Here is a 25,304-nt window from a genome sequence, read left to right as displayed (position 1 = left end):
TTCGATGACACCCCAAACCTATGTGTATGGAGTAGATGCGGCAAACCCACTTCTATAAAGGTGCATGGAAGATGTTGATGGTAAGAAGCCCCGACTTCAACTTAACAAGTAAGTGGGGGAGGTTCACTAGGATTTAAGATATTGATTATATAAGACGAATAGTCTTGAGAATTAAAAACAGCCGAAGCCAATGGAATAGAGGAACGAACGCGTAAACCGAGTGATAACAGAACGAACATTTCGGCTGTTTTGTCCGTATTAACCGATTCCGGAATAACCCCGTACTGTTGGCCAGTCAATATCCATTGCCCGGATAAATGTACAGACCGTTCATAATACTGCTTAAGCACTTCTGCTATTATTGGTTGATCTTCCTTGCCAAGCAAATATATCAGCACCTTGCTCGTTACGTCCTTCGGATTCTCAAGAGCCGTAAAGCTTTCTGCAAGCCTCTGCATCGGTCCATCGAAGTTTTTACGGCCTTGTTTCACTTCATTCATAAAACGTTCATTTGTCCTCTCCAGTCGCTCCTGCAGAACCCAAGCGAAGATTTCATCCTTGCTTTTCACATAATGAAAGATAGCTCCCTTGGACAATCCCGATTTTTCCATGATGTCCTTCATTGTAATAGAGTGACATCCTTTTTCCTGTATCAGCTTTTTGGTCGAATCTAGCAGCAGCTCAGTTGTTTGTTGTCTGCGTTCCTCTTGCTTCAAAGTCGTTCCCTCCCTAACGGTTGTAACCTATTCGATAGCATCTTGAGTTATACTGCAATCATACATACCGACCAGCGGTTTGTAAATGTGGAATGTTTAATTTGCTTGAATAATGTATATTGGAAAAATGGGCGTTCAATAAACCATTATTTATTGGGAGGAGGAAACAAGCATGAATCTAGGATTACAAGGGAAAACAGCAATTGTTACAGGTGGAAGCAAAGGCATCGGACTTGCTTCAGCAATCGCTCTAGCAACAGAAGGGGCTCAAGTGTCCATTGTAGCTCGAAACCTGGAACCTCTAAAGAAAGCTGCGGAATTAATCTTGGAAAAGACAGGCGTTGAACCGTTAATTATTACCGCGGACGTTTCATCGGAGCAGGATACTCACCGAGCTGTAGAGTTGACGATTGAACGGTATGGCGGTATTGATATTCTTGTTAACAATGCTGGAACTGCGGCTGCCAAACCCTTCAATGATGTACCCATCGACGCATGGGAAGCCGATCTAGATTTGAAGCTGTTCAGCGTGGTTCATTTCGCCCGGTCCGTCGTTCCATACATGCGCAAGAACGGGGGCGGTGCCATCCTTAACGTTACCGCTATTGGAGGCAAGACGCCATCAGCTTCATCCTTGCCGACATCTGTCAGCCGAGCTGCGGGATTGGCTCTGACAAAGGCGATGAGCAAAGACTTAGCCAGTGACAACATCAGGGTAAACGCGGTTTGTATCGGGTTAATCCGAAGCGATCAGATCGAGCGCATGTGGCAAGCTAAAGCTCCGGAGCTTACCTGGGAGCAGTTTGCAGCTGATTCTCGCCATGACATTCCGCTCGGTCGGATTGGGCGGGCAGAAGAAGCAGCTAAAGTTATAACTTTCCTTGTCTCCGATGCAGCGTCTTACGTGACGGGAACCTCGGTTAACATTGATGGAGGAAAGGCAGCTGTGTTGTAATTACAAAACCTAGCAGTAAAAAAATAAGGCTAAAGCGTATGAACTAACGCTTTAGTCTTATTTTTTTACTGTGTGCAGGGCTTTAGTCGCCCGATAAGGTTGATCCGGTTTCATCTGCCGAGTGCAAGGAATCGGCAGACGCTTCTTTTTCTTCGATAACCGATCCGCAGAAGTGTACATGTACATATGCCGTTACGAATGGACACGTTACACATACAATGTCTTGTATACCGTTGCCCGAGCCGGAGGGAGTGGATTAGTTGGCGAGTAAAATCGGGAGAAACCGGAACCGTTCCACTTCGTTCCGGCGTGTGAAGCATCGGCGTCAATTGTTGGTTAGGAGCCGGACATCCCGTAATGAGGCAGCATCATCAACGCCTGCTGAACAGAAGTCGACCCCATATGTATCCGTTATTATACCTGTCATGAATGAGCGAAGGACGCTGCGAAGGGTCATACGCGAAGCTTTCCGTGTTCATCCTCATACAGAGGTAATCGTCGTAGTAAACGGTTCAACGGATGGATCGAAAGAGATTGCGAGGAAATGCGGTGCTAAGGTGCTCGTATACGATCGTCCGCTTGGTCATGACATCGGAAGGTCGCTGGGAGCCCGGGAAGCGCAAGGTCCTATTTTACTTTTTATCGATGCTGATATGGTGATCCCCGCTGCGAAGCTGCGAGCCTTTGTTCAAGCCATCTCAGAGGGAACGGATGTGGCCTTGAACGATTATTCCGGTCCCGTCCACAAGGCAGTTGTACACGGAGTGGTACTCGCCAAGCACGCGTTAAACACACTGCTGGGAAGACCTGATTTGGAAGGCTCCTCTATGACAGCCATTCCTCATGCTATTAGCCGGAAGGCCCTTACCGTCATAGGAACCTCAGCTTTATCCGTTCCGCCTATGGCACATACGATTGCTATTCGTAAAGGTCTCGTTATAGAACGAGTCATTCATGTGAATGTCGGACAGTTGAATCCGACACGCCTGAAGAGAGAACGCACCAATTCCTTGGAGCCGCTTATCGTGGGAGACCACCTTGAAGCCATCCAATGGTGGCTGAGAAGCACGGATTCCCGGGGCGGATATGAAGATGGTGCCCGCCAAAGATGGATGGTGAGATAACAAAAATGAAAAAAAAAGTCCGAGTTGGAAGAAGACCGCTCCGTTTCTCTGGCAAATTAAAGTCCGTGTCTACAAAGCGCACTAATATAACAAAACGACTCAAGAGTCCTTCAACTAAAATATCGAAGCATAGAATCAAGCGTTCCCGCTCTCCAAGCCGTTTATCAGCAGATTATACTGTAGGAAAAAACGAGGGAGCGGCTTGGAGAGGAAGTGGTGCCATTGATACGAGTCAGGAGAGATTTAGGGAAATCGTACATCGGCACTGGAATCGAAGGTTTAACCAAACGAGCCGGAACAAAAAAATGGATTGGAATCAGACTTATCTAAGAGGAAAGAATTATGCTGCCGGATTTATGCAAGGAGCAAGGATGTATGCTTCACTTACCCCGGTTCCTCTTCGGAGCAGGGCGGCCGCTATCGTGTGCGTAAGCTCGGATTCATCCGACCTTCATCGAGTGCTATCACAGCTAGAGGCTCTTCCGCTTCATGAGATCGTCCTTGTGCTCAGCCAACCGACAGACGGAATATTTGCACTCGCAAGAAGCCGCAAAAACACGTTAATCGTCCATTTGCCGGATTCAGTAGAACCTGACGTTGGACGGGCATTGGGCGCAAAGCTTACGGATGCGGATACGTTGCTTTTTGTCGATGGGAAGCAGGCAACAGATGCGAATGTCTTAGCACGTTTCTTATGGGAATGCGATGGACGGATGGATATAGCATTAAACGATATCTCTGCCCGGATGGGGCTGTTCAAACAAAGGGGCGGTATCGAGCAATTTCATGAGTTTCTGAATTCAAGCCTTAATCGTCAGGATCTAAGAGCGAATTCTATGTCCGTGCTCCCTATTGCCATGTCTAGGCATGCCTTGGATACTCTTGGCAGTGCTGTCCTGGCTGTGCCGGTTAAAGCTCATGCCATCGCCATCTTAAATAAATTAAGGATCGGTGCAGGAGGCTCTGCGGGCAGTGGAACGCTTAAGGAGCAATCAAAGTCTAAGGAACACTTGAAAAAAGCGGCCGGGGACCATGTTGAAGCATTGAAAGAAGCAATGACTACTCGGGGCAGTCGGTTACAATTCGTGGATACGATTCGCAATCGCAGCGTACTGGGGGATGAGCGATGATTAGAGCCTCTATTATTATTCCGACTTATAATCGGCTCGACCTGCTGCAAAAATGCATTGCTTCCATACGAAAATATACTGAAATCCCTTATGAAATTATCGTTGTGGATAATGCTTCGACCGATGGAACGGCGGATTGGTGCATGCGTGAAAAGCTTACCTTCATCACACTGTCCCGGAACGAAGGGTTTCCTGTGGCTTGTAATAAAGGCTTGCGCCTCTCTTCAGGGGATACGCTTGTTCTGCTTAACAATGATACTTTAGTTACCCCCTGCTGGTTAAGCAATTTGTCGGCGGCACTGTATAGCTCTTCTGATGTCGGGATTGTTGGTCCAGTTACGAATTATGCCAGCGGGTCGCAGCAGGTGAATTATCCTTTTGATGATATCGAAGAATTTCAGAGAATTGCTGCTGAAGTGAATGTCTCTAATCATTCCAAGTGGAATCGTGTCGAAAGAATCGTCGGTATCTGCTTTGTTTTTGACCGTAGTCTCATGGATAAAATCGGCCTGTTAGATGAAAGATTCTCGCCTGGACATTATGAGGATGATGATTTCTGTCTGCGTGCAAGGCTGCATGGATATAGCCTTGTTGTCTGTCACGATACGCTTATTTATCATGAGGGCAGCGCTACCTTCAAGCTTGAAGGAACTCAGCAACAGCTTGTGGAGCGTAATTACCAGCTTTTTATGGACAAATGGCATTTAGATCCTCGCATATTCATTTGATGAAATGATCACGCTCCTAACCACGAGGAGGTATTGCTTTGAAGGCTGTCATACTAGCAGGTGGTACGGGATCACGGCTTAAACCGCTCACCTACTGGACGAATAAGCATTTGTTGCCGGTCGGATCGTATCCGATGATCTGTTATGGAGTGACCAAATTACGTGATTCTGGGATAAGGAATATCGTAATTATTACAAGCCGCACAGCTTTAGGCGGGTTTGCGGAGGTACTTGGCAGCGGGCGGGATTGGGGAGTATCCATTATGTACCGGGTGCAGGAGGAGGCAGGTGGAATTGCCCAAGCACTGGAGCTTGCGCGGCCTATGATGGCTCCAAACGATAAGTTCGTGGTACTTCTTGGAGACAATTTATTCGAGGAGAGCTTGAGCCCTTACTGTAAACAATTCGATCAGCAAACAGATGGTGCGATGGTGTTATTAAAGAAGGTTGAAGATCCTCGTCGATATGGAGTTCCCAAGCTTGATGAAGCAAGCGGACGCATTATACACATTGTGGAAAAACCTGAATTTCCTCCTTCTAACTACTGCGTGACGGGGCTTTATTTTTACGACACCAAAGTGTTCGATTTAATTGATGGTGTAAAGCCATCCCGAAGAGGGGAACTGGAAATTACGGACGTGAATAACGAATTCGCCCGCAATGAACAACTAAGCTATGGCGAGCTAATCGGCTGGTGGACAGATGCGGGTACCTTCGAATCGCTTGAAGAAGCGGGAAGGAGATTAAAGGGGGCTATCTCGTAATGGTGCAGCGCGTACCCCAAAAGAAGGAGAAGCAGCGGACAGTACAGGGTCGGCGGAGGACGAACACCTTAAAGCGGCGTTATTTTAAGAAAAGCAGACTGAAACCGAAACCGATAAAACGTTCCGTAGTGAAACAACAGTTGCAATTCCCAGAAAATCAAGGGAGCTACGAACAAGGGTATCAGGAAGGCGTAGTTGCAGCCGGCGAACTTCTATTGGCTGACCATATTCCAAACGACGTTATCATACCGGATCTTTCCGCTAGTGAAGCTGTTGCTGCGGGTGTCCAAGTTTTACGTAAGCGAGGAATACCACTGCTCGACCCAGCAAGCGTGTATGAGGAATTAAATAGTGCGCTTAGGGAGAAGAGACCCTATGCCTTCATTCGCCTTGGAGATGGGGAATTGCTAACATTGGCGCAGGACAAATTACTTACCTATGAGGAGGTCAAGCGTGCTGGAGCGTTTCTTCCTTATTCTGGGGTAAACGTACCGGATTTGGCTGCGCGTGATGAGCTCGCCTCAAGTATTCGCGTAGCCTCTCTTGTTGGAGTCCCGATGTCAAGGCATCCCCATTTTCAACCCTTGTTTTTCGCAGCTCTTCGTGCGCATGGGATAGATCACCAAGCTCTAAAACTTACAACCTCGACGATGAATTATTCACTTTATGAATTAGGCTTGCTTATGCAACTGCTGAAGGATAGAAAGACACTTGTGATCGGTAATGTTGCCGAGCAACTTAAGCAAGTTTTGGTGGAGAAGGGTGTAGAGGTCGCAGGTGTTATCACTCCGGTAAGAGGGTATTCTGACGTTGGTCGAGTTGTTGCAGAAGCAGCGGCTTATGAGTTCGATATCGCCCTAGTCGCCGCTGGAATTGCTGCCATTCCTATCGCTGTCCATTTGGCAGGAATCCGCGGTAAAGTAACCTTTGACTTCGGTCACCTGGCGAATCGGATGGCGGGATTGGAACACTTTGAACGGGTTTGAATAGAAAGACATGAGAGGTGAGGGCAGTGGCGGTAACGAGAACGTTAGTTAAACGCAGAAGGCATCGCAAGCCTCCCCGTTCCATCCATGCGGGATACAGAGGCAAATCTCGCCGTACACAAGAGAGTTCACTCTCGAAGGAAAATAAGCGACAAATCCATTTCCGCGATGGATTCGGAGAGGGTTACCGTGAAGGTGTACAGTCTGGTATTCAGAGTTATCCTACGGTGTTCGAGGGTACAAGTATCGTGATTCCTACTTTTGACCAGTTAGCTTTGCTTAAGCTATGTATCAACAGTATTATCGGAAATACGAATCCGCCTTACGAAATCATCGTTGTGGACAATGCTTCAACCGATGGAACGGCGGACTATTTACAACAGCTAGGCGGGCAAGTGAGATATCGTGTGTTAGATAATAATCGCGGATTTGCCGGAGCAATCAATATCGGTATGATGATGGCCAAAGGCCGCACGATTGTACTGCTTAATAATGATACCTTAGTCACGGAGAAATGGTTGGATAACTTATTGATTTGCCTGCATAGTGATGAGGGCATTGGAATGGTCGGTCCGGTTACCAATTATATAAGCGGAGATCAGCAAATTAGTGTGCCTTATCGGGATGTAGCGGATATGCCTAATTTTGCCCGGGAGAATAATCATTCAAATATCGCGAGGTGGCATAGGACCGACCGGCTAACCGGATTCTGCTTGTTGTTCCGACGGGAACTGTTCGAAGGAAACGGTTATTTCGATGAAGGATTTGAAATCGGTAATTTCGAGGATGACGACTATAATATCCGTGTGCGTTTACTGGGAAAAAGCTTGGTCATGGCCCAAGACACCTTTATCCATCATTTCGGCAGCGTGAGCATGAAGGCGCTAGGAAATCGTTTCGTGGAAATAAACGAAAGGAATCGATTATATTTTATGGACAAATGGCAAAATCCGTATGAATGGATCCATCAGGCTAAGCAGCATCCAGAGCTTGTACAAGGGACTTTGCCGCATATTGCCCATTATTATCCCGAGCATATTGTCGTTCAAGCGATTGGGGCGAATATTTACTGGATTGAGCAGGGAATGCGAAGACTGGTGGTAGGTGCTTTAACATTTCCCTCTACTCGGATGTCCCAGGTGGACCTGCGCCGTTGGCCGCAAGGGGAGCCGATCCTTGCCGAAGAGGTGGAGCAACGTTGGCGTGGTTTAGGGGATATAAGTGGTCTTGAAGCCAGTGTCGTCATTTTGCCGGATGGCGTCTATTATCATTTGGAAAGGGGTAAAGTGAGGCGTATTATCAGCTCAGCTGCCATGCAAGCCTGGAACCTGCACTTGAAGCCGCTTAAGGCAATAACGCCAGAGAAGCTCGAGGATTGGGTGCAGGGATTACCCATTATTTCGCCCCCTTTGTTACGACAAATATTGTAAGTACACGGTGTTCCACCTGCAGCCATGGGCCGCGGATGGGGCATTTTTTTGCGGTCAGATTCACATCCAAAGTCTAGCTGAATTAGTAATGTAGGTAGTTGTTCCTGTGGCAAGCGCAAAGAGGCGGCATATGCTGTAGGAGGCTAGACGTTTGCACGCTATTGCGAAGTGAAAGAAATATCCGTTTAGGTATGGGGGGATTCGGCTAGCATGCAGGAGTTATTGACGGAGATCGTGGTTCATTTATCGAGGTCTCATCAGCAGATGGCGAGGATATTGGATGCAAAGCGGCAGGTGACTGTGCGAATGGCGCAACTGGTTCAAGCATTACCGGATGAACACCCCCAATTAAACGGTCTGGATGGTTTGCTGGATAGTTCTTCTCAAGTAACAAAAAGCGTTATTTCATATTTAAACAGCCTTGCGGATTTGCAGGAAGCCGTTGCAGACAGCATGACTAACATAGTAAAAGCTATGGGCGATTCGGCTGAGGAAGAATAAGGGCATATGCAGGAGAGGGGGCCGGAGAGATGAGACGAGAGGAAGCATATCATCTCACACTCGATGCTATTGCGAAGCTGCAATGGAATGTCATGATGATCTTAGAAGCTAAAGCGACGGAGGCTGAAAAGATTCGCAACTGGATATGTACCCACATGACGAATGACACTTATGTTACGCATCATGAGCAATTGTCGACTTGTTTGCAGCTGCATGAGCAGAATATCGAGGTTATCGACGGGTTAACGAAACTTTGCAATGGCTTAAGTCGGAACATGAAGGTCATCTTAAACCCAGACAATGATGCTTCCGATCAGAATATGGCATCAATGTTCGGTGGTATGGATACGGGAGATCGGTAGAGATGGACCGGCTGCAACGTGAATGGGAAATTAAGCTTCAGCTGATGGGAGCTATATCGAGAAGTCAAGAAGCATTAGCTAAAATATTAGAAAGCGTTGCGGATGTAACGCAGGCAACGGGCGTTTCTTCTGCGTCGTTACATGAGCATGTGCGAGTGTTGACGGGTATGCAGAGTGCGCTCCTTCGAGCGGTATACGGAACCAGCTGGCGCCCGCCCGTCCGGGGAAAGCCGGCGTCTCCCTGGCTATCGGAAGCAGTGAAGTGCGGGGAGCCGTGAAGTGCAGGAGTTGTGGTACATCGGAGTAATGTACTGGACTGGAGGTGACTCGAGTTGAAGCGCAAACAGCGATCTTCACGTACCGGCATAAGCCGGAAAAGGAAGACAGGAGTTAGCAGGGGAGTTAAGAGAAGAAACATAAAGAAGGCCCATAAGCGTACGCGTCGTGGAAAGTCTCGATCAGGTAAAGGCATGCTCCGTGCTCGCAAAAGTCAGAGTCGCCGTCGAGGGAAAGTGAGCAGAAAGAGTGCTGCCAAAGGATCTTCCTATCAATCTGGCTTTAATCATTCATATAATGCTGGTTATAATGCGGGTTTTACGAAAGGATTCGAGGATGGCCACCAGCTGGCATATGAACAACAGCTATAGAGGTGTATGGCCTGTTAAATTATCAATTTATTTGAAATTTCGACACAATAAGTGTTGACGAAGCTAAAATGATGTTTATATAATATAAATTAACCAAATATAGGAACTCAATAGCGAGGAAGCACCCGCAGACGTTTAACAGATGTCGGCCGTGTTTTCTCTTTTTTTATGTCGATTTTATTAACTGAAAGTGAGATGGGATATAACAAATGAAAAAGTGGATAATACCAATTTTAAGTATGATGGTTTTTTTTGGTTCGGTATCAATATATGCTGCGACTGCGGATACAGAAGGAAAATCAGTACTGTTTAAGGACGTTCAAGATAACCACTGGGCCAGAACACAAATTGTACAAGCAGCACAAAACAACTACGTGAGCGGTTATCCGGACGGGTCATTTCAACCGAGTAAACCAGTTACACGAGCTGAGTTTATTAAAATGGTTGTTGATGCGTTGAAATTGCCGCATTCTCAGGGAGCGACACCGTGGTATCAACCGTATGTAGCTGCAGCGTTCGAGATGGAGTTACTAGATAATACGGACTCAACAGAATACAAGAAGCCGATTAGTCGGGTAGAAATTATGCGGATCGTATCTCGTGGTCTTGCGCGGGAAGAGAGGTATACAGCTTATTTCGATGCGTTCGATGGTTTGTACAATGGGGATTTGCCGTTCACGGATTACCGAGACTTTCAGCAGAATGATTTGCCGTATATTGCACTAGCGTTCGGTGCTGAAATTGTTAACGGCTATCCCGATGGGACGATGGGATTGAAAAAGACAGCTACACGGGCAGAGGCGGTTGTGATGATCGAGAATTTGTTGGCTGTTCGGATAAAAGATCCAGCTACAAATCTTCGTCTGCAGGAGCTTAAAGAAGTGTCTGGGACGGGGATGAATGTAACGAGTGTTTCTAATCTTATTCCTTTGGTAGATCTGAGTAAGGATAAGATTGTTGTTGAGACCAAGAAATACACAGCCAAATTAAAACGGTTATATGTTGTACCGATTGAAGGTTCAAAGGTTAGTTTGTACGAGAAAAAATTCCTTTGGGATAGAAATGATATGCCGATTAGATTTAGCCAAAATCTTCGGGGGTATGTTATTACTGTTTTAGATGTTACGTATAAAGTAGACGGAGATCATCAAAATCTTGGTAATAACACGTATTTATCTCCTCAGGTACCTTTTACTTATCAAATACCACAGCAAAAATTCGGACATCTCACATCATTTCCATCTAAAGTCCTGACTGTAAAAAAAGGTAAGACAGTAGAATTTGCGTTATATGGTTTCTACAGAAATGATCAACCGTTTTTGAGTTTACAATCCAATACATCGTCAAACGGTGGGTTCTACGATATTCTTAGAAACCTTGATGCGGGGAAGTGATTGCTTGAAGGCAAATATTTATAATAAAAATCTCTCTATTTTCATGCTTTTCATTCTGATCTCATCTTTGTTCACACCTTTTATACCAATGACAAGCGCTGCAACAACGATAACAGTAACAGTGACATCGACACATAATCCAGGATATTACTGGTGTCAGCACTCCGATGGGCATTGGAGTTCTGGCGGTACTATTAATGGTACTGTAACTGCTATTAATGATGGAGGTCAGCCTGTAAAAACACTAGTTACAACAGGAGTCTCAACAGCAGCACCATCTTCAGGATGGAAGTATAAAGATGCTCCAAATACTCCTGTAGATTATTCAGATATAACAGACGTGAAGCGTGTAAGTGTTATAATGGACGATTTCGCAGATCCCGCCCTTGATGGAAAACCCTATATATCTGGAAATGAAGTCTTTATAAAGGGATATTCGGGCAAAGGTGTGACTGGATTTTCAGGTAATGTTTGTGGAAGTAATCCTAGTATGGTTTATCCATTTCCAATTAAAGTCACGTATGAAGGTACATACACGATAAATGATGGACAGGCGTACATTAAACACTTCACAGAGGGCGGCAGCAGCTTGTCCTCTGTGTTTAATGATCGACAGGAAACGCTAGTCAACGGCCAATCATATAACTACACACATCCGTCCAATTCTGATTATGAGTATGTAGGATACAAGAAAAGCACAAGCGGTACAGCGCCATCAGGAGGGACACCGATAGCTGGAGAGCCGCCGAGCTTTACTTATGATGGTTCGTTCCCAACCTACTATTTGCATTTCTATTACAGGCTGAAAAGCGGCCCGCCACCGGCTTATAACATAACCGGTGAATTTGATATCTTACCCTCTCAAACAATTAACTGGCGGGATAGCTTTACGTTGAAACCCAAAAGTTTTGTTATTCCTTCAGGATGTACTTATCAGTATCATGAGTTTCAAATTAAACGAAACGGATCTACATGGACAAGTAGTAAAATTTTCAGTCAATCAGGGTCTTTAAGCTATAGTTATTCGACATATCCTTTTGTTATCAGTGTTGGAGGCCACGATGTTTCCATAAAAATAACCGCAAGTTGCGCAGACTCCGGATGGATCGCCAGTAAAACGCTAACGGTGAATGGTCCAGCATCAAATAGCCCTCCAGTATTTAAAGCAGGATGGACAACTCCCGGTCAATGGAGCCAATCATCTGTGCAAACTAAAGTCGTTGTTGGAACACAGCTTGATCTTGTATATCTCGATGATCCAGCTCCAACTGATCCGGACGGAGATACCATAACCTTTGTCGGCTTTGATTTTACCGCTTCTAATTCCTGGGCGCAGCAGATACCATCAAAGTATTCCGAAAGCGGAAACGGATTTCATCGAATACTGATGGATACACCGGGATATTATTGCGGCAAAGCAACAATGAGGGATAGTTTCGGGGCTGACTCCACGCAGACAGCTTGTGTGGAAGTAACTCCGCCTAATCCTATTCCTGTAATCACTGCTCCATCTATCATTCGAGAAAACCATCCGATCACACCTGCCATACATGGCAATAACAGCTACAGTCCAATGAATAGAACAATAGATCATACGCGTGACATTTGGACGAATAGATTATCTACTTATACAACAGCGGGACCACAAACCGTTACGCTAGATGTATTCGATAGTGCAGGTCTGAAATCTTTAAGCCCGGCATCCGTTACCCTTAATGTTCTGCCTGACGAGCCGCCTGTACCTGTTCTTAACGTACAGCCTCTCGGAATTAGGCTTACAACGTATGATATATTCAACAATTCGTATACAACAGACGGGGATACAATCGTTTCGGCTTCCTACCGTTATAAGTATGACACCACTAATAACGGGTTTACTGATGACACTTGGCAGGCGATGACAGGCACGTTAGTAAAAACGACATTAAAACCTACTAAGGTAGGAAGATATCAAATTGAAATTACGGTAACTGAGGATTATGGTAAATTTGCAAGTACTACAGTCGTTCTCGACACGATCAATCAGGCACCGTCGGTTTCTTTCCTTATGGAAGGTGAAAATGAGATCCCGGCGCCGGACAACAAAAAACAGTATACGGCTGCAGAGATTTTAAGCAGCTGGCCGCTGTACCAGACGAATACGAACACGCAATTATTGAATAAGGGAGTAGGATGGAGTACAAATAGCGGGATTTTATCTGCAGGTCTCGGTAAATTTACGGAACGGTTTAAAACGTACTATACCTCTTATACCCGTTATAATTATGATTACTATAAAACATGGGTAGATCCTATGCAAAATAATGGATTCGGGGCAAACACGTTAAATGGGTATCGCGCGCTTACAGGCGGTTCCCTGAAAAGCGAACCTTTGGTACGCCCCTATAGCACAACAATCAACGATAGATGGTATCCTGCAACCTTTAGCGCCAGTTCGGAGTTCTTCTTGCGAACCAATAAAAGTCATATTTACTATACGGGTAATGTTTCGTCAAACGCACCGTATTTCATGGCTATGAATAAATCAAAGATCGGTAATTATTCAGGACAGATGGTTTGTAATGCTTGTTATTACCCTACCTACGAACATCACTTTACCAATGAAGACCCTTTCGATTTTATTCTGAGTCCTTACGATTTGATTGTGACATATCCAAAAATGAAAACGGGTACTTGGCCGACCTATGCTGCTTATTTGAATCGGGATTACAGCGTATTGAAGTATCCGTACGAGCGAACACTTTATAGTCCGCAAGTTATTGGATATGAGGTCTCAGATCGAACCATTTATCAGTTCGTTAAATGGCCTTGTCAGAAGTGTTCCACATACAATAGCAGCGGTTATTATTATGATGTGGACCAAAATCTGATGGACATAAGAACTTACGATGCCTTTACAGGAGAGTTTATCCAGAGTACAGCGCTCAGGGGCAATGATATAACACCGATATTAGGTGAATTGTGGGCTGGAGCACAAGTAAATTTTTATACTCGTGGAGACAATTTAATTTACTTTTATGGCACTAAAGCAATGGAATTTAATCGAAACGGTGAACTTATTAAGACCGCCACATTACCTTATAATCCGTATAATCTTTACAGAGGGCCTGACGGAGAGTGGTATGGGTATTCTTGGAGAAGTACTGCTCCAGATCCCAATGCCCACTGGGACGATGAGACATATGTATACAAGATCAATCCAGACTTCACCATTGGATGGGAAAAAAAATTATCCGGGACATACTCGAATCCCGCCTATACATTTGGAGCACAGCTTGGTGACCCTAGTGATTCTAAGCATATTTTACTGATCAACCCCATAAGACGTGAAGTCGTAGCTAGAAGTTACACAGCGATTGGGTGGGACACATATACCTACTATCAAAAGATCAATATGGATACAGGTGCCATTTCGGATTATGATTTCGCAAATTATGGGTTCACATCCGAAAGCTCTAAGGTTGCCATCAATTGGGAAGGCCAATATATTCAAACGTCAGGTCAAGTAACATCCTATACACCTGATGGATATCGAACGGTCATAAATGCAGGAAGCAACGTAACCGTATATGCGCCGGACAATTCCGTTGTTACCTCATTTAATGGTGGTGGCATAATGGATATAAACTATTGGGCGACTTCAACATCATCATCTCCTGCGGGAGGAACGTATATCGGCGATGGTATTTATCTAATGTTTTACACTTCAAGCACTGGTTCATATCCTAACCATGGACAACTTACACCGTGGATCGTAAAATCAACGCCTACAACAAACGCAGCACCATATCAGGGATTCAAGTTAGGCCAGTTCGTCTCAAGTGAACAGGTGGATAACGCCGAGCTAACTTGGACAGTGAAGATGAACAAACCCATAGCGGATACCGAGCTTGCAGGCATGTCTTTCCGAATGACCGATCCTCGTAATCGTTATGCGCTTGAAACCAATGGCTCGACGCTCTATCTTTCCAAATACGTAAATGGAGTACGTACAATCCTGGGCAGCATCGCTTTTTCTTTTCAGTCGAACACTGCTTATAATTTCAAAGTAAGTCTTCAAGGAAATCGGATTGGAGCATTCGTCAATGGCGTTCCTTACTTTGATGTAACGGATAGCACATTTACATCGGGAAAATTCGGACCGTTTTCGGATAAGTCCTACGTTGACTTCTCTAATATTGCACGTTTGCAGCTTTCGACGCCAACCATCGAATGGCTTACGAATTTCGCCATTTGGGATGCCGGAGCCGCAACAGCTGATGTGCGATATAATAACATTCTTTTTGAAGATCCGGAAACTGATCCTAAAGCGGGCAACTATCAATGGAGCATCGCTCATACACCTAAATTTCTGAATAATCAAGGGCTTTCGACCCTGCACGGCAAAACGTTGGCGAGTCCGGCCCTTACGTTCGATAAGGTGGGTAATTACCGAGTTACACTCAAGGCGCAGGATGACCCGAACCCGTCATTTCTATTTCCAAAGACGGAGTTTGCCGATTATCGCAAGTGGTCTAATGAATATTGGCAGATCATTACCGTCCATCGCAGGCCAGTTTCACAGTATTCGTTATCGATCAGAGCTTCAGATAAAAATGTTCTATGGAATGATCAGAGCTATGATCCGGATCGATGGCAAAGTTCAACCATCTACAGTACAGAGAGAACTGGAATCAACTATCAAACCACACGAGGAGTTTTGGAGCGGAAGTATTACTTTATCACGCCAAGCGGTACAAAGGTTGATCAAAAATTGGTTACACCGCAAGAAACGGGAATCTATAGTGTAGGTATGCAGGTAAAGGATGAATACGGCGCATGGAGCAATTGGAACGAGCAACAAATAACAGTCGCTGCGCTTGCAATTCCAAACGCACCTCCGGCAGCCGGCTTCACGGTAACGCCGACGACTGGCTATAAAACAACTACCTTTACCGTTAGGTCGACAGCATCCGATGCGGAGGATGGAGCAGCTAGTAATTTGCAGCATGTGTATTATGTTAGAAATATCACCGAAGGCAGCAGTGAGACCGTTCGATCAACGAATCGTGGAATGTGGACAACAAGATTCTCAAGCTTAGGTGTAATGGAGATTCGTCAGGTTGTCACGGATTCTATAGGTCAGACTGCCCAAATGATTAAGCAAGTTACTATTCTAAATAGACCACCGGTTGCCAATTTCGATTGGACGCCGAAGCCTGCCTATGAGGGTGACACTATTGATATAGAAAACCTCACTACAGATACGGATGGTGATCCGCTTACATATTCTTGGACTGTAAGCGGACCTAGCGGATTTAGTAAATCAGGGGCTTCGAAGAATATAACCCTTAATAGTCCGGAGACGATGGATACCCCCGGAGTATACACGATCAAGCTTACCGTTCATGACTCCATTGGTGCCAGCACATCTGTTTCGAAGGCTATAACTGTCCACCCCCTAGCTATTCAAGGTTATGTCAGACATACTGACGCTTGGGAGACCAATCGTCTCCGCTACAATGAGCAAAACCCCAACTCGCCAAGGTCCGCCAATTGGTTCTGGGCAGGTGAAGCCTTCGTACTTGAGGCTGTGGTTACGGATACCGGAGCGTCAGTGACGAAGCCGATGTCTGTGATGGCTGCCGCTTCATCTGTGCCTGCGCTCTCCAAAAGCCTAGCCGCTGTTAATGAAGCGGCTGCCATGTGGACGGCCCTTCTGCGCGAAGGGGATACAAGCTTATCCTTTGAAGATCTGCCGCAAGGTGTCTATTCATTTGTTTTTACGGTCACTTATAGTAATGGAATAACGAAAACCTCATCTGTCCCGATTCGAATACAAAATACAGTGGACAATTACGTCCGAGTTCACAGAATTCAATAAGAAAAGGCTAAGCGCCCATTCTCTAGAACGATTTTCTAGAGAAAGGGCGCTTTTTGCCCGCCTAAATGTGCAATATGGACGGGTAAGTATCCAAGTCCAACCCCACCCTTACGCATATATTGATTGCGGGTGATGATGATGCGGTCCCATTCAATTTCAAGGAGAAAAAACCAAGGCAGCCTAGACGGCTACAAAACAGGCTACAAAAATGGTTGGTTGGATGGCTGGAGGTTAGGCGCATGCGAGGGCATCGACAAGACTGCCATTGCGGAATCGCAACCGCGCAGTAAGGCACGCATTCTATATGTTCCCCAAGGATTCGAGGCGATTGATCAAGGTGTCATCACAGCCCTGCAGAATGAAGTATCCGAGGTGCGAATAGCTTCTGCTGCAGTCATGCAGGTTCAAGCTGCGGAGTTCCGTCCAGATGCTGTTCTTGTGATGAACGGTTTGCATGTGTTCCCTCCGGATCATCTTGAGCAGATAGATGCGATACGTCATTTAGGCATACCAACGGCAATCTGGTTTGTAGATGATCCTTACGTAACAGACGTGTCGGTGATAGTCGCACCCCACTACGATTATGTTTTTACACATGAGAGGACTTGCTTGGAGCTTTACCGTGCTGTCGGGTGCATGCATGTCTACCATCTGCCTTTGGCCGCACATTTCGAAATATTCCATCCCATGCCCGTACCGCCTGAATACCGCACAGACATTTGTTTTATCGGAGCCGCATTCTGGAACCGAGTAGAGCTATTCGATCAACTCGCACCCTATCTGCAAGATAAGAAGGTACTGATAGGCGGCAGTCACTGGGAACGAATGAAGCAGTACCCCTTGGTATCGAAGTTTGTCAATAATGGCTGGATTGAGGTTCCAGAAACGGCTAAGTATTACAACGGTGCAAAAATCGTAATCAACCTTCATCGTACTACGGAAGCAGGGAAAGACAACATGAACGGAATAAACTGGGGAGCGGAATCCATTAATCCTCGGACGTTCGAGATAGCCGCCTGCGGTAACTTGCAATTGACAGATATGAGGAGCGAGCTGCCTGAGCATTATTTAATAGGGTCTGAGATTGGAGTGTTTCACAGTGCGCAGCACTTGATTGAACTGATGGATTATTACTTAAACCATGAGGAAGAGCGCCTTCGAATGGCAGTGAAGGGTTACCAGCGAACGAAAAGGAATCACACATTTAGCGATCGTATTCGAAAGCTGCTAGGTGTTCTCGGACTAAATTAGAAGTGCATAGCTAGACGTGTAGGAGGGGTGAAGGTTGGCCGGAGCGAGAAGACGTTTCAGTAGCAGCCGGAATGAGGCGACCTATCGCAGAGGCCGGGAAGAGGGCTTCCCATTAGGATGGAAGGACGGACATTGGTTTGGACGTTGCGAGTATATTATCCGAAAAGCAACTCCTGTGCCCGTCAAAAGACCCATCCATGTGTTATATGTCACTTCAGGCAAAGGCTACCCGTATAGTCCGCTTGATAATGGAATCGTTGAAACCCTTAAGTTAGTTGCTGGGCGAGTGACCCTAGTCAACCCTATTGACGATGTTGTCAAGGTAGCAGCAAGAGAGCGTCCCGATATGATGCTTGTTTTAGATGGTATGGCTATGCCCATTGAGAAGGCTCAAGAGGTTGGCAATCTAGGCGTTCGTACGGCGGTTTGGTTTACAGACGATCCGTATTATACCGATATTACAGCCGGCATTGCCGTTCATTATCACCATGTATTTACGCTTGAACGCAACTGTGTTGCATTCTATACGGAGAGAGGCTGCTCCCGTGTTTCTTATTTGCCGCTGGGAGTATTCCCCGTTTCTTACCGTCCGCGGAATCCTCCATACTCGATTCGGGGCGAGATTTGTTTTATAGGCACCGCCTATTGGAATCGTGTAAGTCTATTTGATCGGCTTATTCCTTTGCTGGCGCATCGCCGATTGCACATCTCGGGAATGTGGTGGGAACGATTGCCCGAGTTTCAACGTTGGAAGAGCTTGATCGATTTGGGCAAATGGATGGATCCTGTGCAAACTTCCGAGAGGTACAATGCCAATAAAATTGTCATTAACGCTCATCGAGCGCATATCGACAGTACTTTCAATCAGAACCTCGCTCAAATAACCGCAGTTTCACCGAATCCAAGAACGTTTGAAATAGCCGCCTCAGCAACTTTGCAGCTCACGGATATAAGGGAAGACCTAACCCAATTTTATGTACCCGGCCAGGAAATCGTGACCTATGATTCTCCCGAAGATCTGGTTGCTAAGGCCGAATACTACTTGGCGCATGAGGAAGAACGGCAAGCTATTGCGTTAAGGGGGCTATATCGGACTTTAAAGGATCACACCTACATCTCCCGGCTCAATCAGCTTATGGATTTAACCATGAATGGTTCAATAGCCGCGCCGTGAAAGACGCCTGTTCCATACATTGTACTACCTGGTAAAAGGAGGTGACGACATACCCGTGAACTTCATTAGGTATGGTAGGCCATGAGCGGATTAAAACCAAAGCTGCTGCTATTCTCGCACATTTGCAGTCCGGTGTACGTCACGGGAGCGGAGAAACTTCTCCTATTGTTCACCCGTGAGCTGATCCGCCGTTTTCATTGCGTGTTAGTCGTCCCTGAGGAAGGCATCATTGCAGAAAGAGCGAGAGAGATCGGGATAAGGGTAATCGTGTTGGAAATTCCGTTATGCATTTCTCTGTATACGGCAACCCCAACAATCTCAGAGGAAATAGAAGGTCTCAAGAAACATCCATCATGGAGCAGACTGCGTTCTTTATTGGCCGAAGAGCATCCTTCATATGTATTTGTTAATACAAGCGTACACCCTCTACCCGCAATTGCTGCCAAATCGCTTGGCATACCCACGATCTGGGCTTTGATGGAGACGCTTATGGATACACCGCACCGGGATGCCGCGGCGGGTTTCATCGCTTCACACAGTGACGCCGTCATTGGGATTTCTCATACTACTCTTCAACCTCTGCTCGGAGTGCAAGGCGCTGCTAAGACGTTTATGCTATCGCCGTATGTGGATCGGGAAGAGCTTCAGCCCGGCAGCTGGCCTTCTTACCGGGCACACATGCGGCAACAGTTCGGTTGGAGCGAGAACCACCGCGTTGCAGGTTATATCGCGGCTACCATCTACCCCAATAAGGGGCTGGAACCATTCATACAAGCGATGCTGCCGATTGCGGCGGGAGATGCCCGGGCTCGCTTCCTTGTGATTGGCAACCCGGTGGATGAAGCCTATTACCGAAACTGCCAAACGCTCGTGCAAATGTCCGGATATGCCGATCGGTTCATCTTTCATCCCTTTGTAGAACAAATTCAACAAGCTTTTCCTGCCATGGATGTCGTCGTTGTCCCGAGTCTCGTCGCAGAAGGTTTTGGAATGACAGCTTTGGAAGGTCTTGCTTTCGGCAAAGGTGTCGCAGCCTTCGCTTCTGGCGGATTAACGGAAATTCTTACCGCTACCGGAAATGAAACGTTTCTGGCAAGCACCGGCGATGTGGCGGGATTGTCCGCTCGCGTAAACTTGCTGATGAGTAACGATGGGTTTCTGAATGCGGTTGGACAGCGCAATGCGGAAGCGGCACAGAATGCATATGGCATCGAAGCTTTTCGTGCAAGGCTGGAGGAATTTCTGACGGCGCTGTCTATTCCTGCGGAAGTTCAAAGCTCCCTTTTACGCGGCAGCGCGCCGACCGTTTATTTTGTGGAGAATGGGAAAAAGAGGCCATTCGTATCAGAAAAAGCGTTCCTGCAGAGAGGTTATCGCTTCGAGGATGTCACCCTCGTCTTGGATGAGGACTTGTTTCGGCTTCCGTCCGGTCGCCCCATGTTTGAAATTCGGCATAAATCCGCAACACGCAGACGGCGGCGGAAAAACACAACAAGATCCCGAAAAAAACAGCGCACCGCTTTGCGCCGCAGGCGCCCTGTATCCAGCAGAAGAATGAAAAGAAAGGCACATCGCCAAAGAAGGTGAAGGCTTGCGTATCGTTACGATATTAGGAACCCGTCCTGAAATTATCAGGTTAAGCGTGTTAATTCATAAGCTGGACCGTCTTGCGGACCGGCATGTGCTCGTGCATACGGGACAAAATTTCAGCCCCAGCTTGAGTGCCATGTTTTTCGAACAGCTGGGGCTGCGCACACCGGATTTATTACTGGATGATCGCAAAGAGACGATTGGCGGCCAGCTTTCGGTAATGTTCGGGGCGGTGGAGCAGCTGCTGAGGAAGGAACAGCCGGATCTTGTGCTCGTTCTCGGGGACACGAACAGCGCTTTATGCGCTTTGGTAGCCGAGAGAATGGGCATTCCTGTCGTTCATATGGAAGCAGGTAATCGCTGCTTTGACCTGAATGTACCCGAGGAGAAAAATAGGCGGGTCATTGATGCCGTGTCGACCTATAACCTCCCTTATACCGAGAATAGCAAACAGAATTTGCTTAGAGAAGGATTTCCTGTGCAACGGATTTTCAAATCCGGCAATCCGATCTTCGAGGTGCTGCGGCATTATGAAGAGCAAATCGAGGACAGTACGGTGCTCGAACGATTAGGGCTTACAGCGGGACAGTATTTGCTGGCAACGATTCACCGCGCTGAGAACGTCGATGATCCAGGAGCACTGGCTGGTATTATGCAAGGATTAAGCTGGACGGCGGAGGAGCAGCAGCTGCCTCTTATCTGCAGCCTTCATCCCCGAACAAGGTCGAGATTAAAGGATGAGGTTATTAGCCATATTCATCCCCTTATCGAATTTCATGAGCCCTTTGGCTTTTTTGATTTCGTTCATCTCGAGAAGCGCGCCCGTTGCGCATTGACGGACAGCGGAACTGTTCAAGAGGAATGCTGCATCTTCGGAGTACCGACCGTGACGATTCGTCAGACGACGGAAAGACCGGAGACAGTAGATTGCGGAAGTAATGTGGTCGCAGGCTTAAAACCCGAAGGAATCCGAAGCGCTGCTCGGGTCATGATGTCATTAAATGATGCTTGGAAGTGCCCTGAAGGATATTTGGAGGAAAATGTGTCTGACAAAGTGGCGAAATTTGTACTTGGAGGGAAAAGGGATGTTTAAAGGTCAGCGTATTCTGGTCACTGGCGGTACCGGCTCTTGGGGCTACGAGTTGATAAGGCAGCTGCTCCCGCTTGGTCCTGCCGAGGTGATCATTTATTCCCGTAACGAATCCAGTCAGGTAGCTATGAACCGCGCTTTCGAAGATCCCCGGCTAAAATTTTGCATCGGCGATGTAAGGGACAGGGAAGCACTCTCTAAGGCATGTGCCGGCATAAATATCGTCTTTCATCTGGCTGCGCTTAAGCATGTGCCGGTATGCGAAGATCAACCATTCGAAGCATTAAAAACGAATGTCATCGGAACGCAAAATGTTATTGAGGCGGCAATCGAGAATAAAGTGGAGCGTGTCATCAACATTTCCACGGACAAGGCGGCGAACCCGTCCAACTTCTATGGGATGACCAAAGCGATCGGGGAGAAATTGATCGTGTACGCGAATCTTCTTCGGAGCAGCACCAAGTTTGTTTGTGTGCGGGGCGGCAACGTGCTGGGTACAAACGGAAGTGTTGTCCATCTGTTCATAAATCAGATTCAGAACAAAAATCAGGTCAGCTTAACGGATCGCGGGATGACAAGGTTTTTCATGACGCTGCAGGATGCCATTCGGCTGTTATTTAAAGCAACGGTCCAAAGCATCGGCGGTGAAATCTTCGTCATGACGATGCCGACTTGCAGGATCATAGATCTGGCGGAAGTGCTGATGGAAGCGATGGGGAAACAGGTGGAAATGGTGGAAACAGGCGTTCGTCCGGGCGAAAAAATTCATGAAATTCTACTCACGGAGTACGAGAGCTTAAGTACAATCGTATACGATGAACAATATTTGGTCATTCTCCCTACGCTTGATATTTCGGGATTACGCCAGCATTATGCTGCTTACCCTTCCGTTGAATTCGACACCTTCAGTTCAAGCCAAACGTTAATGAGCAAAGAGGAAATCAAAGCCATCCTTGTACGCGGGGGGTTCCTTTCATGAGAGTTCTGCTCCTGGGAGGCAATGGGATGGCAGGGCGACTGATCGCCACTTATATGGCCCGTTCTACCAATCATAAGGTAACCGTTACCGTTCGTGAAGTTGGGCAAGCGGCTTCTACACCTGGCTGGCCGGCACTTTCGGATCTCGGTATCCGGGTTAGGAAACTGGATGTACTGCAGTTTGCGGAGGTGGCGGCCGCAATTGCTGAGACGTCGCCTGACGTCATCATTAATGCAGTGGGGGTACTGAACCACCGTGCAGAGGATAATCCGATCGATGCTTATATGGTTAATGGTTTGCTGCCCCATTGGCTTCGCCACTTGGGGAATCGTGAGAATGTCCGGTTGCTGCATATCAGTTCGGATTGCGTGTTTTCCGGATCGAGCGGAAATTACCGGGAAGATGACGAACCGGACGGGAAAACGGTATATGCCCGGAGCAAAGCGCTCGGCGAGGTACGCGACTCCCGACATTTGACGATCCGCACTTCAATCATCGGGCCGGATATGAAGCCTCACGGAATCGGTTTAATGCAGTGGTTCCTCACTCGGCAAGGTGAGGTGAAAGGGTTTCGAAACGTACTGTGGAACGGGGTGACAACTCTGGAGCTGGCCAAAACTGTCGTTTGGCTTCTTGACCATCCGCATGTAGGAGGACTGATGCATTTGACCGCTTCGGAAGTCATCAGTAAACACGATTTGCTTCTTCTGATGAAGGAGGCGTTCGACAAAAACGACATCTCGATCGTGCCGGACGATGGACCGGTCATTAACCGGACGCTGACTGTCACGCGGGACGATGTGAAATTCCGGTCGCAGTCATACTCCGAAATGTTGATGCAGCTGCGCCAATGGATGAGTGCATTATGAAAACCGGCAGGGTGATGATTACCGGGGCCGGAGGTTTTACGGGACGGCACGCTTGCCGCTACTTCAAGGATAAAGGCTGGGAAGTGGCGGCTGTTGTTTCGCCCCGAAGCGATGCCGGGATGATACTTTCGGCAGCGCAAGTGATACGCTGCGATTTAACGGACGGGGAGGCGGCAGCCAGACTATGCCGTGATACGAAACCGGATGCCGTGTTGCATTTGGCCGGCCGGAACGCGGTGGACTTCTCCTGGCGGCAGCCTGCCCTTACGCTTTCGGCCAATCTAATGTCGACTGTACATTTACTAGAGGGGGCACGGGCGGAAGGAGTTTCCAGGGTACTGATCGTCGGCTCCATGCTTCAGAACGATCCCACCGATTTAATGAGGTCCTCACACCCTTACGGGTTCAGTAAAACGCTTCAGGTGACGGCGGCAAGAGCATGGCGTCATTGGTATGGTCTCCCAATCGTCATTGTCGAGCCTTCTAATCTAATCGGTCCCGGCGGCAGCGGCGGCTTGTGCGGTCGAATTTCGAGGTGGGCGGCTTTGATGGAGGATGAGCGGGAGAAGGCGGGACTGGAGCCATTTTTCCTGTCTTCTTTGCACGAGGCACGTGATTTTCTAGATGTGCGTGATGCCGCCAGCGCCTATGAGCGGCTGCTTTCCGAAGGAATTCCCGGTGAGGTGTATGCTTTAGAGTCCGGCACTTTCCGCACCTTGGGTGAAGTGAAGGATGCCTTCGATGTTGCCTCAACAACGGAATTGCCCTGGTGGATCGGTCAGTCGGATGCACCCTCTCCCGTGCCGAGAGACAGTGCTCCTTTGCGTCAGCTAGGTTGGCAGCCTTCTATTCCTTTTCATAACTCAATCCGGGATGCGCTGGGTGACGAACGGAATCGGCTCAGGGTTGAAAGGGAGGGATGGCGGTGAGCGTCAACAAGCCTCTTGTTACTATTGTCATTCCCTTTTATAACGATCCATTCGTTACGGAAGCAATAGAGAGCGCACTTCGACAAACATATAAGCCTCTGGAAATCATCGTGGTCAACGATGGGTCCGACCGGGAATCAGAACGTCTAGTACCCTATACCGGACGCATTCATGTTCTGGGAAAAAGCAACGGAGGCACAGCAACCGCGTTAAACTACGGGTTTCGGAATGCGTCGGGTGAATATGTGGCCTGGCTCAGCTCGGACGACCGTTTCTTGCCAAACAAGGTGGAACGTCAGCTGCGGGATATGCAAGAGAGAGGATTATCTATCAGTCACACGGCGTTTCGGGTAATGGATGAACGGGGACAGCAGGAAACGGATTCGGTGAAATTGGCGAATGCTTCCATGGCGGGTTTTTACCGCCTTTTTCTGGATAGCAATCCGGTGAACGGCTGTACGGTTATGATGAGAAAATCGTTGTTCGAGCAGCTTGAAGGTTTTCGGGAAGTATATAGGTTTACTCATGATTATGATTTTTGGATTCGTACTATCACGGCTGGATTTCCTATTGGCTATTTGGCCGAACCGCTGACGGAATACCGCCGTCATCAGGCTATGGGGACGATTCGTCATCAGAAGGCGGCAGAACGGGAATTCGAGACGCTTATCAAGGAATATCGTCCGCGAATTCTGCGTCTGCTTGCCGCTTTGGAACCGCCGACCCGTTCTCGCCGCAAACCAGTATGACAGTTCCTAACGAGATGGACATCCGCAAAAAGAATAGGCCAGTTTAGTTGAGTGTTAGAAGCAACTAAACTGG

21 protein-coding genes are annotated in these 25,304 nt (G+C 47.3%); 20 read left to right on the top strand and 1 reads right to left on the bottom strand.

Annotated elements, in window-relative coordinates:
- Positions 1-101 precede the first annotated feature (101 nt).
- Positions 102-716, bottom strand: coding sequence for a TetR/AcrR family transcriptional regulator (locus ACESLK_RS11085; RefSeq protein WP_373229494.1), 615 nt, complete (start codon positions 714-716; stop codon positions 102-104).
- Positions 717-888: 172 nt separating this feature from the next.
- On the opposite strand from ACESLK_RS11085, the gene ACESLK_RS11080 reads away from it, so the two are divergent.
- From ACESLK_RS11080 to ACESLK_RS10985, 20 genes are all read left to right on the top strand, one after another.
- A complete protein-coding gene (locus ACESLK_RS11080; RefSeq protein ID WP_373229493.1) occupies positions 889-1,671 on the top strand; it encodes an SDR family NAD(P)-dependent oxidoreductase in 783 nt (260 codons plus the stop codon).
- A 260-nt stretch (positions 1,672-1,931) separates the two neighbouring features.
- On the top strand, positions 1,932-2,795 hold the full coding sequence (locus ACESLK_RS11075; protein ID WP_373229492.1) for a glycosyltransferase family 2 protein: 864 nt from the start codon (positions 1,932-1,934) through the stop codon (positions 2,793-2,795).
- A 305-nt stretch (positions 2,796-3,100) separates the two neighbouring features.
- The gene (locus ACESLK_RS11070) at positions 3,101-3,925 is read left to right on the top strand and encodes a family 2 glycosyl transferase (protein WP_373229491.1); all 825 of its coding nucleotides are present in this window, start codon (positions 3,101-3,103) and stop codon (positions 3,923-3,925) included.
- Complete coding sequence (locus tag ACESLK_RS11065; protein WP_373229490.1) at positions 3,922-4,653, top strand: glycosyltransferase family 2 protein; 732 nt, start codon at positions 3,922-3,924, stop codon at positions 4,651-4,653. Before ACESLK_RS11070 ends, ACESLK_RS11065 begins: the two co-directional genes overlap by 4 nt.
- Before the next feature lie 38 nt (positions 4,654-4,691).
- A complete protein-coding gene (locus ACESLK_RS11060) occupies positions 4,692-5,417 on the top strand; it encodes a sugar phosphate nucleotidyltransferase (RefSeq protein WP_373229489.1) in 726 nt (241 codons plus the stop codon).
- On the top strand, positions 5,417-6,403 hold the full coding sequence (locus ACESLK_RS11055; RefSeq protein WP_373229488.1) for a GT-D fold domain-containing protein: 987 nt from the start codon (positions 5,417-5,419) through the stop codon (positions 6,401-6,403). Before ACESLK_RS11060 ends, ACESLK_RS11055 begins: the two co-directional genes overlap by 1 nt.
- A gap of 26 nt (positions 6,404-6,429) precedes the next feature.
- Entirely contained in the window at positions 6,430-7,833 is a 1,404-nt protein-coding gene (locus ACESLK_RS11050) for a glycosyltransferase family 2 protein (RefSeq protein ID WP_373229487.1), read from the top strand.
- A 210-nt stretch (positions 7,834-8,043) separates the two neighbouring features.
- Positions 8,044-8,334, top strand: a complete 291-nt coding sequence (locus tag ACESLK_RS11045) for a nucleoside-diphosphate sugar epimerase (protein ID WP_373229486.1) — start codon at positions 8,044-8,046, stop codon at positions 8,332-8,334.
- Between the two features lie 29 nt (positions 8,335-8,363).
- The gene (locus tag ACESLK_RS11040) at positions 8,364-8,696 is read left to right on the top strand and encodes an alpha-helical endospore appendage domain-containing protein (RefSeq protein WP_373229485.1); all 333 of its coding nucleotides are present in this window, start codon (positions 8,364-8,366) and stop codon (positions 8,694-8,696) included.
- Between the two features lie 2 nt (positions 8,697-8,698).
- A complete protein-coding gene (locus tag ACESLK_RS11035) occupies positions 8,699-8,974 on the top strand; it encodes a hypothetical protein (RefSeq protein WP_373229484.1) in 276 nt (91 codons plus the stop codon).
- A gap of 578 nt (positions 8,975-9,552) precedes the next feature.
- Positions 9,553-10,737: an S-layer homology domain-containing protein gene (locus ACESLK_RS11030; RefSeq protein WP_373229483.1), complete on the top strand. Its 1,185-nt coding sequence runs from the start codon at positions 9,553-9,555 to the stop codon at positions 10,735-10,737.
- Positions 10,738-10,825: 88 nt separating this feature from the next.
- Complete coding sequence (locus ACESLK_RS11025) at positions 10,826-16,600, top strand: PKD domain-containing protein (protein ID WP_373229482.1); 5,775 nt, start codon at positions 10,826-10,828, stop codon at positions 16,598-16,600.
- A 132-nt stretch (positions 16,601-16,732) separates the two neighbouring features.
- Positions 16,733-17,851, top strand: coding sequence for a CgeB family protein (locus tag ACESLK_RS11020; RefSeq protein WP_373229501.1), 1,119 nt, complete (start codon positions 16,733-16,735; stop codon positions 17,849-17,851).
- A gap of 34 nt (positions 17,852-17,885) precedes the next feature.
- On the top strand, positions 17,886-19,025 hold the full coding sequence (locus ACESLK_RS11015) for a CgeB family protein (RefSeq protein ID WP_373229481.1): 1,140 nt from the start codon (positions 17,886-17,888) through the stop codon (positions 19,023-19,025).
- Between the two features lie 81 nt (positions 19,026-19,106).
- Positions 19,107-20,612 carry a glycosyltransferase family 4 protein gene (locus tag ACESLK_RS11010; protein WP_373229480.1) on the top strand — a complete coding sequence of 502 codons (1,506 nt, stop codon included), beginning with the start codon at positions 19,107-19,109 and terminating at the stop codon, positions 20,610-20,612.
- Positions 20,613-20,616: 4 nt separating this feature from the next.
- Entirely contained in the window at positions 20,617-21,708 is a 1,092-nt protein-coding gene (gene wecB / locus ACESLK_RS11005; protein ID WP_373229479.1) for a non-hydrolyzing UDP-N-acetylglucosamine 2-epimerase, read from the top strand.
- Positions 21,701-22,684: a polysaccharide biosynthesis protein gene (locus ACESLK_RS11000; protein ID WP_373229478.1), complete on the top strand. Its 984-nt coding sequence runs from the start codon at positions 21,701-21,703 to the stop codon at positions 22,682-22,684. Before wecB ends, ACESLK_RS11000 begins: the two co-directional genes overlap by 8 nt.
- Positions 22,681-23,553 (top strand): dTDP-4-dehydrorhamnose reductase family protein, encoded by an 873-nt coding sequence (locus ACESLK_RS10995; RefSeq protein WP_373229477.1) that lies wholly within the window; start codon positions 22,681-22,683, stop codon positions 23,551-23,553. Before ACESLK_RS11000 ends, ACESLK_RS10995 begins: the two co-directional genes overlap by 4 nt.
- Positions 23,550-24,482 (top strand): NAD-dependent epimerase/dehydratase family protein, encoded by a 933-nt coding sequence (locus ACESLK_RS10990; protein ID WP_373229476.1) that lies wholly within the window; start codon positions 23,550-23,552, stop codon positions 24,480-24,482. Before ACESLK_RS10995 ends, ACESLK_RS10990 begins: the two co-directional genes overlap by 4 nt.
- Positions 24,479-25,231, top strand: coding sequence for a glycosyltransferase family 2 protein (locus ACESLK_RS10985; protein ID WP_373229475.1), 753 nt, complete (start codon positions 24,479-24,481; stop codon positions 25,229-25,231). The genes ACESLK_RS10990 and ACESLK_RS10985 overlap by 4 nt, the downstream gene beginning before the upstream one ends.
- Positions 25,232-25,304 lie beyond the last annotated feature (73 nt).

The sequence above is a fragment of the Cohnella sp. genome (assembly GCF_041640265.1).
Taxonomy (GTDB): domain Bacteria; phylum Bacillota; class Bacilli; order Paenibacillales; family Paenibacillaceae; genus Cohnella.
Note: the sequence above shows the minus strand (reverse complement) of the source record. Positions and strands in the feature narration are given on the sequence as shown.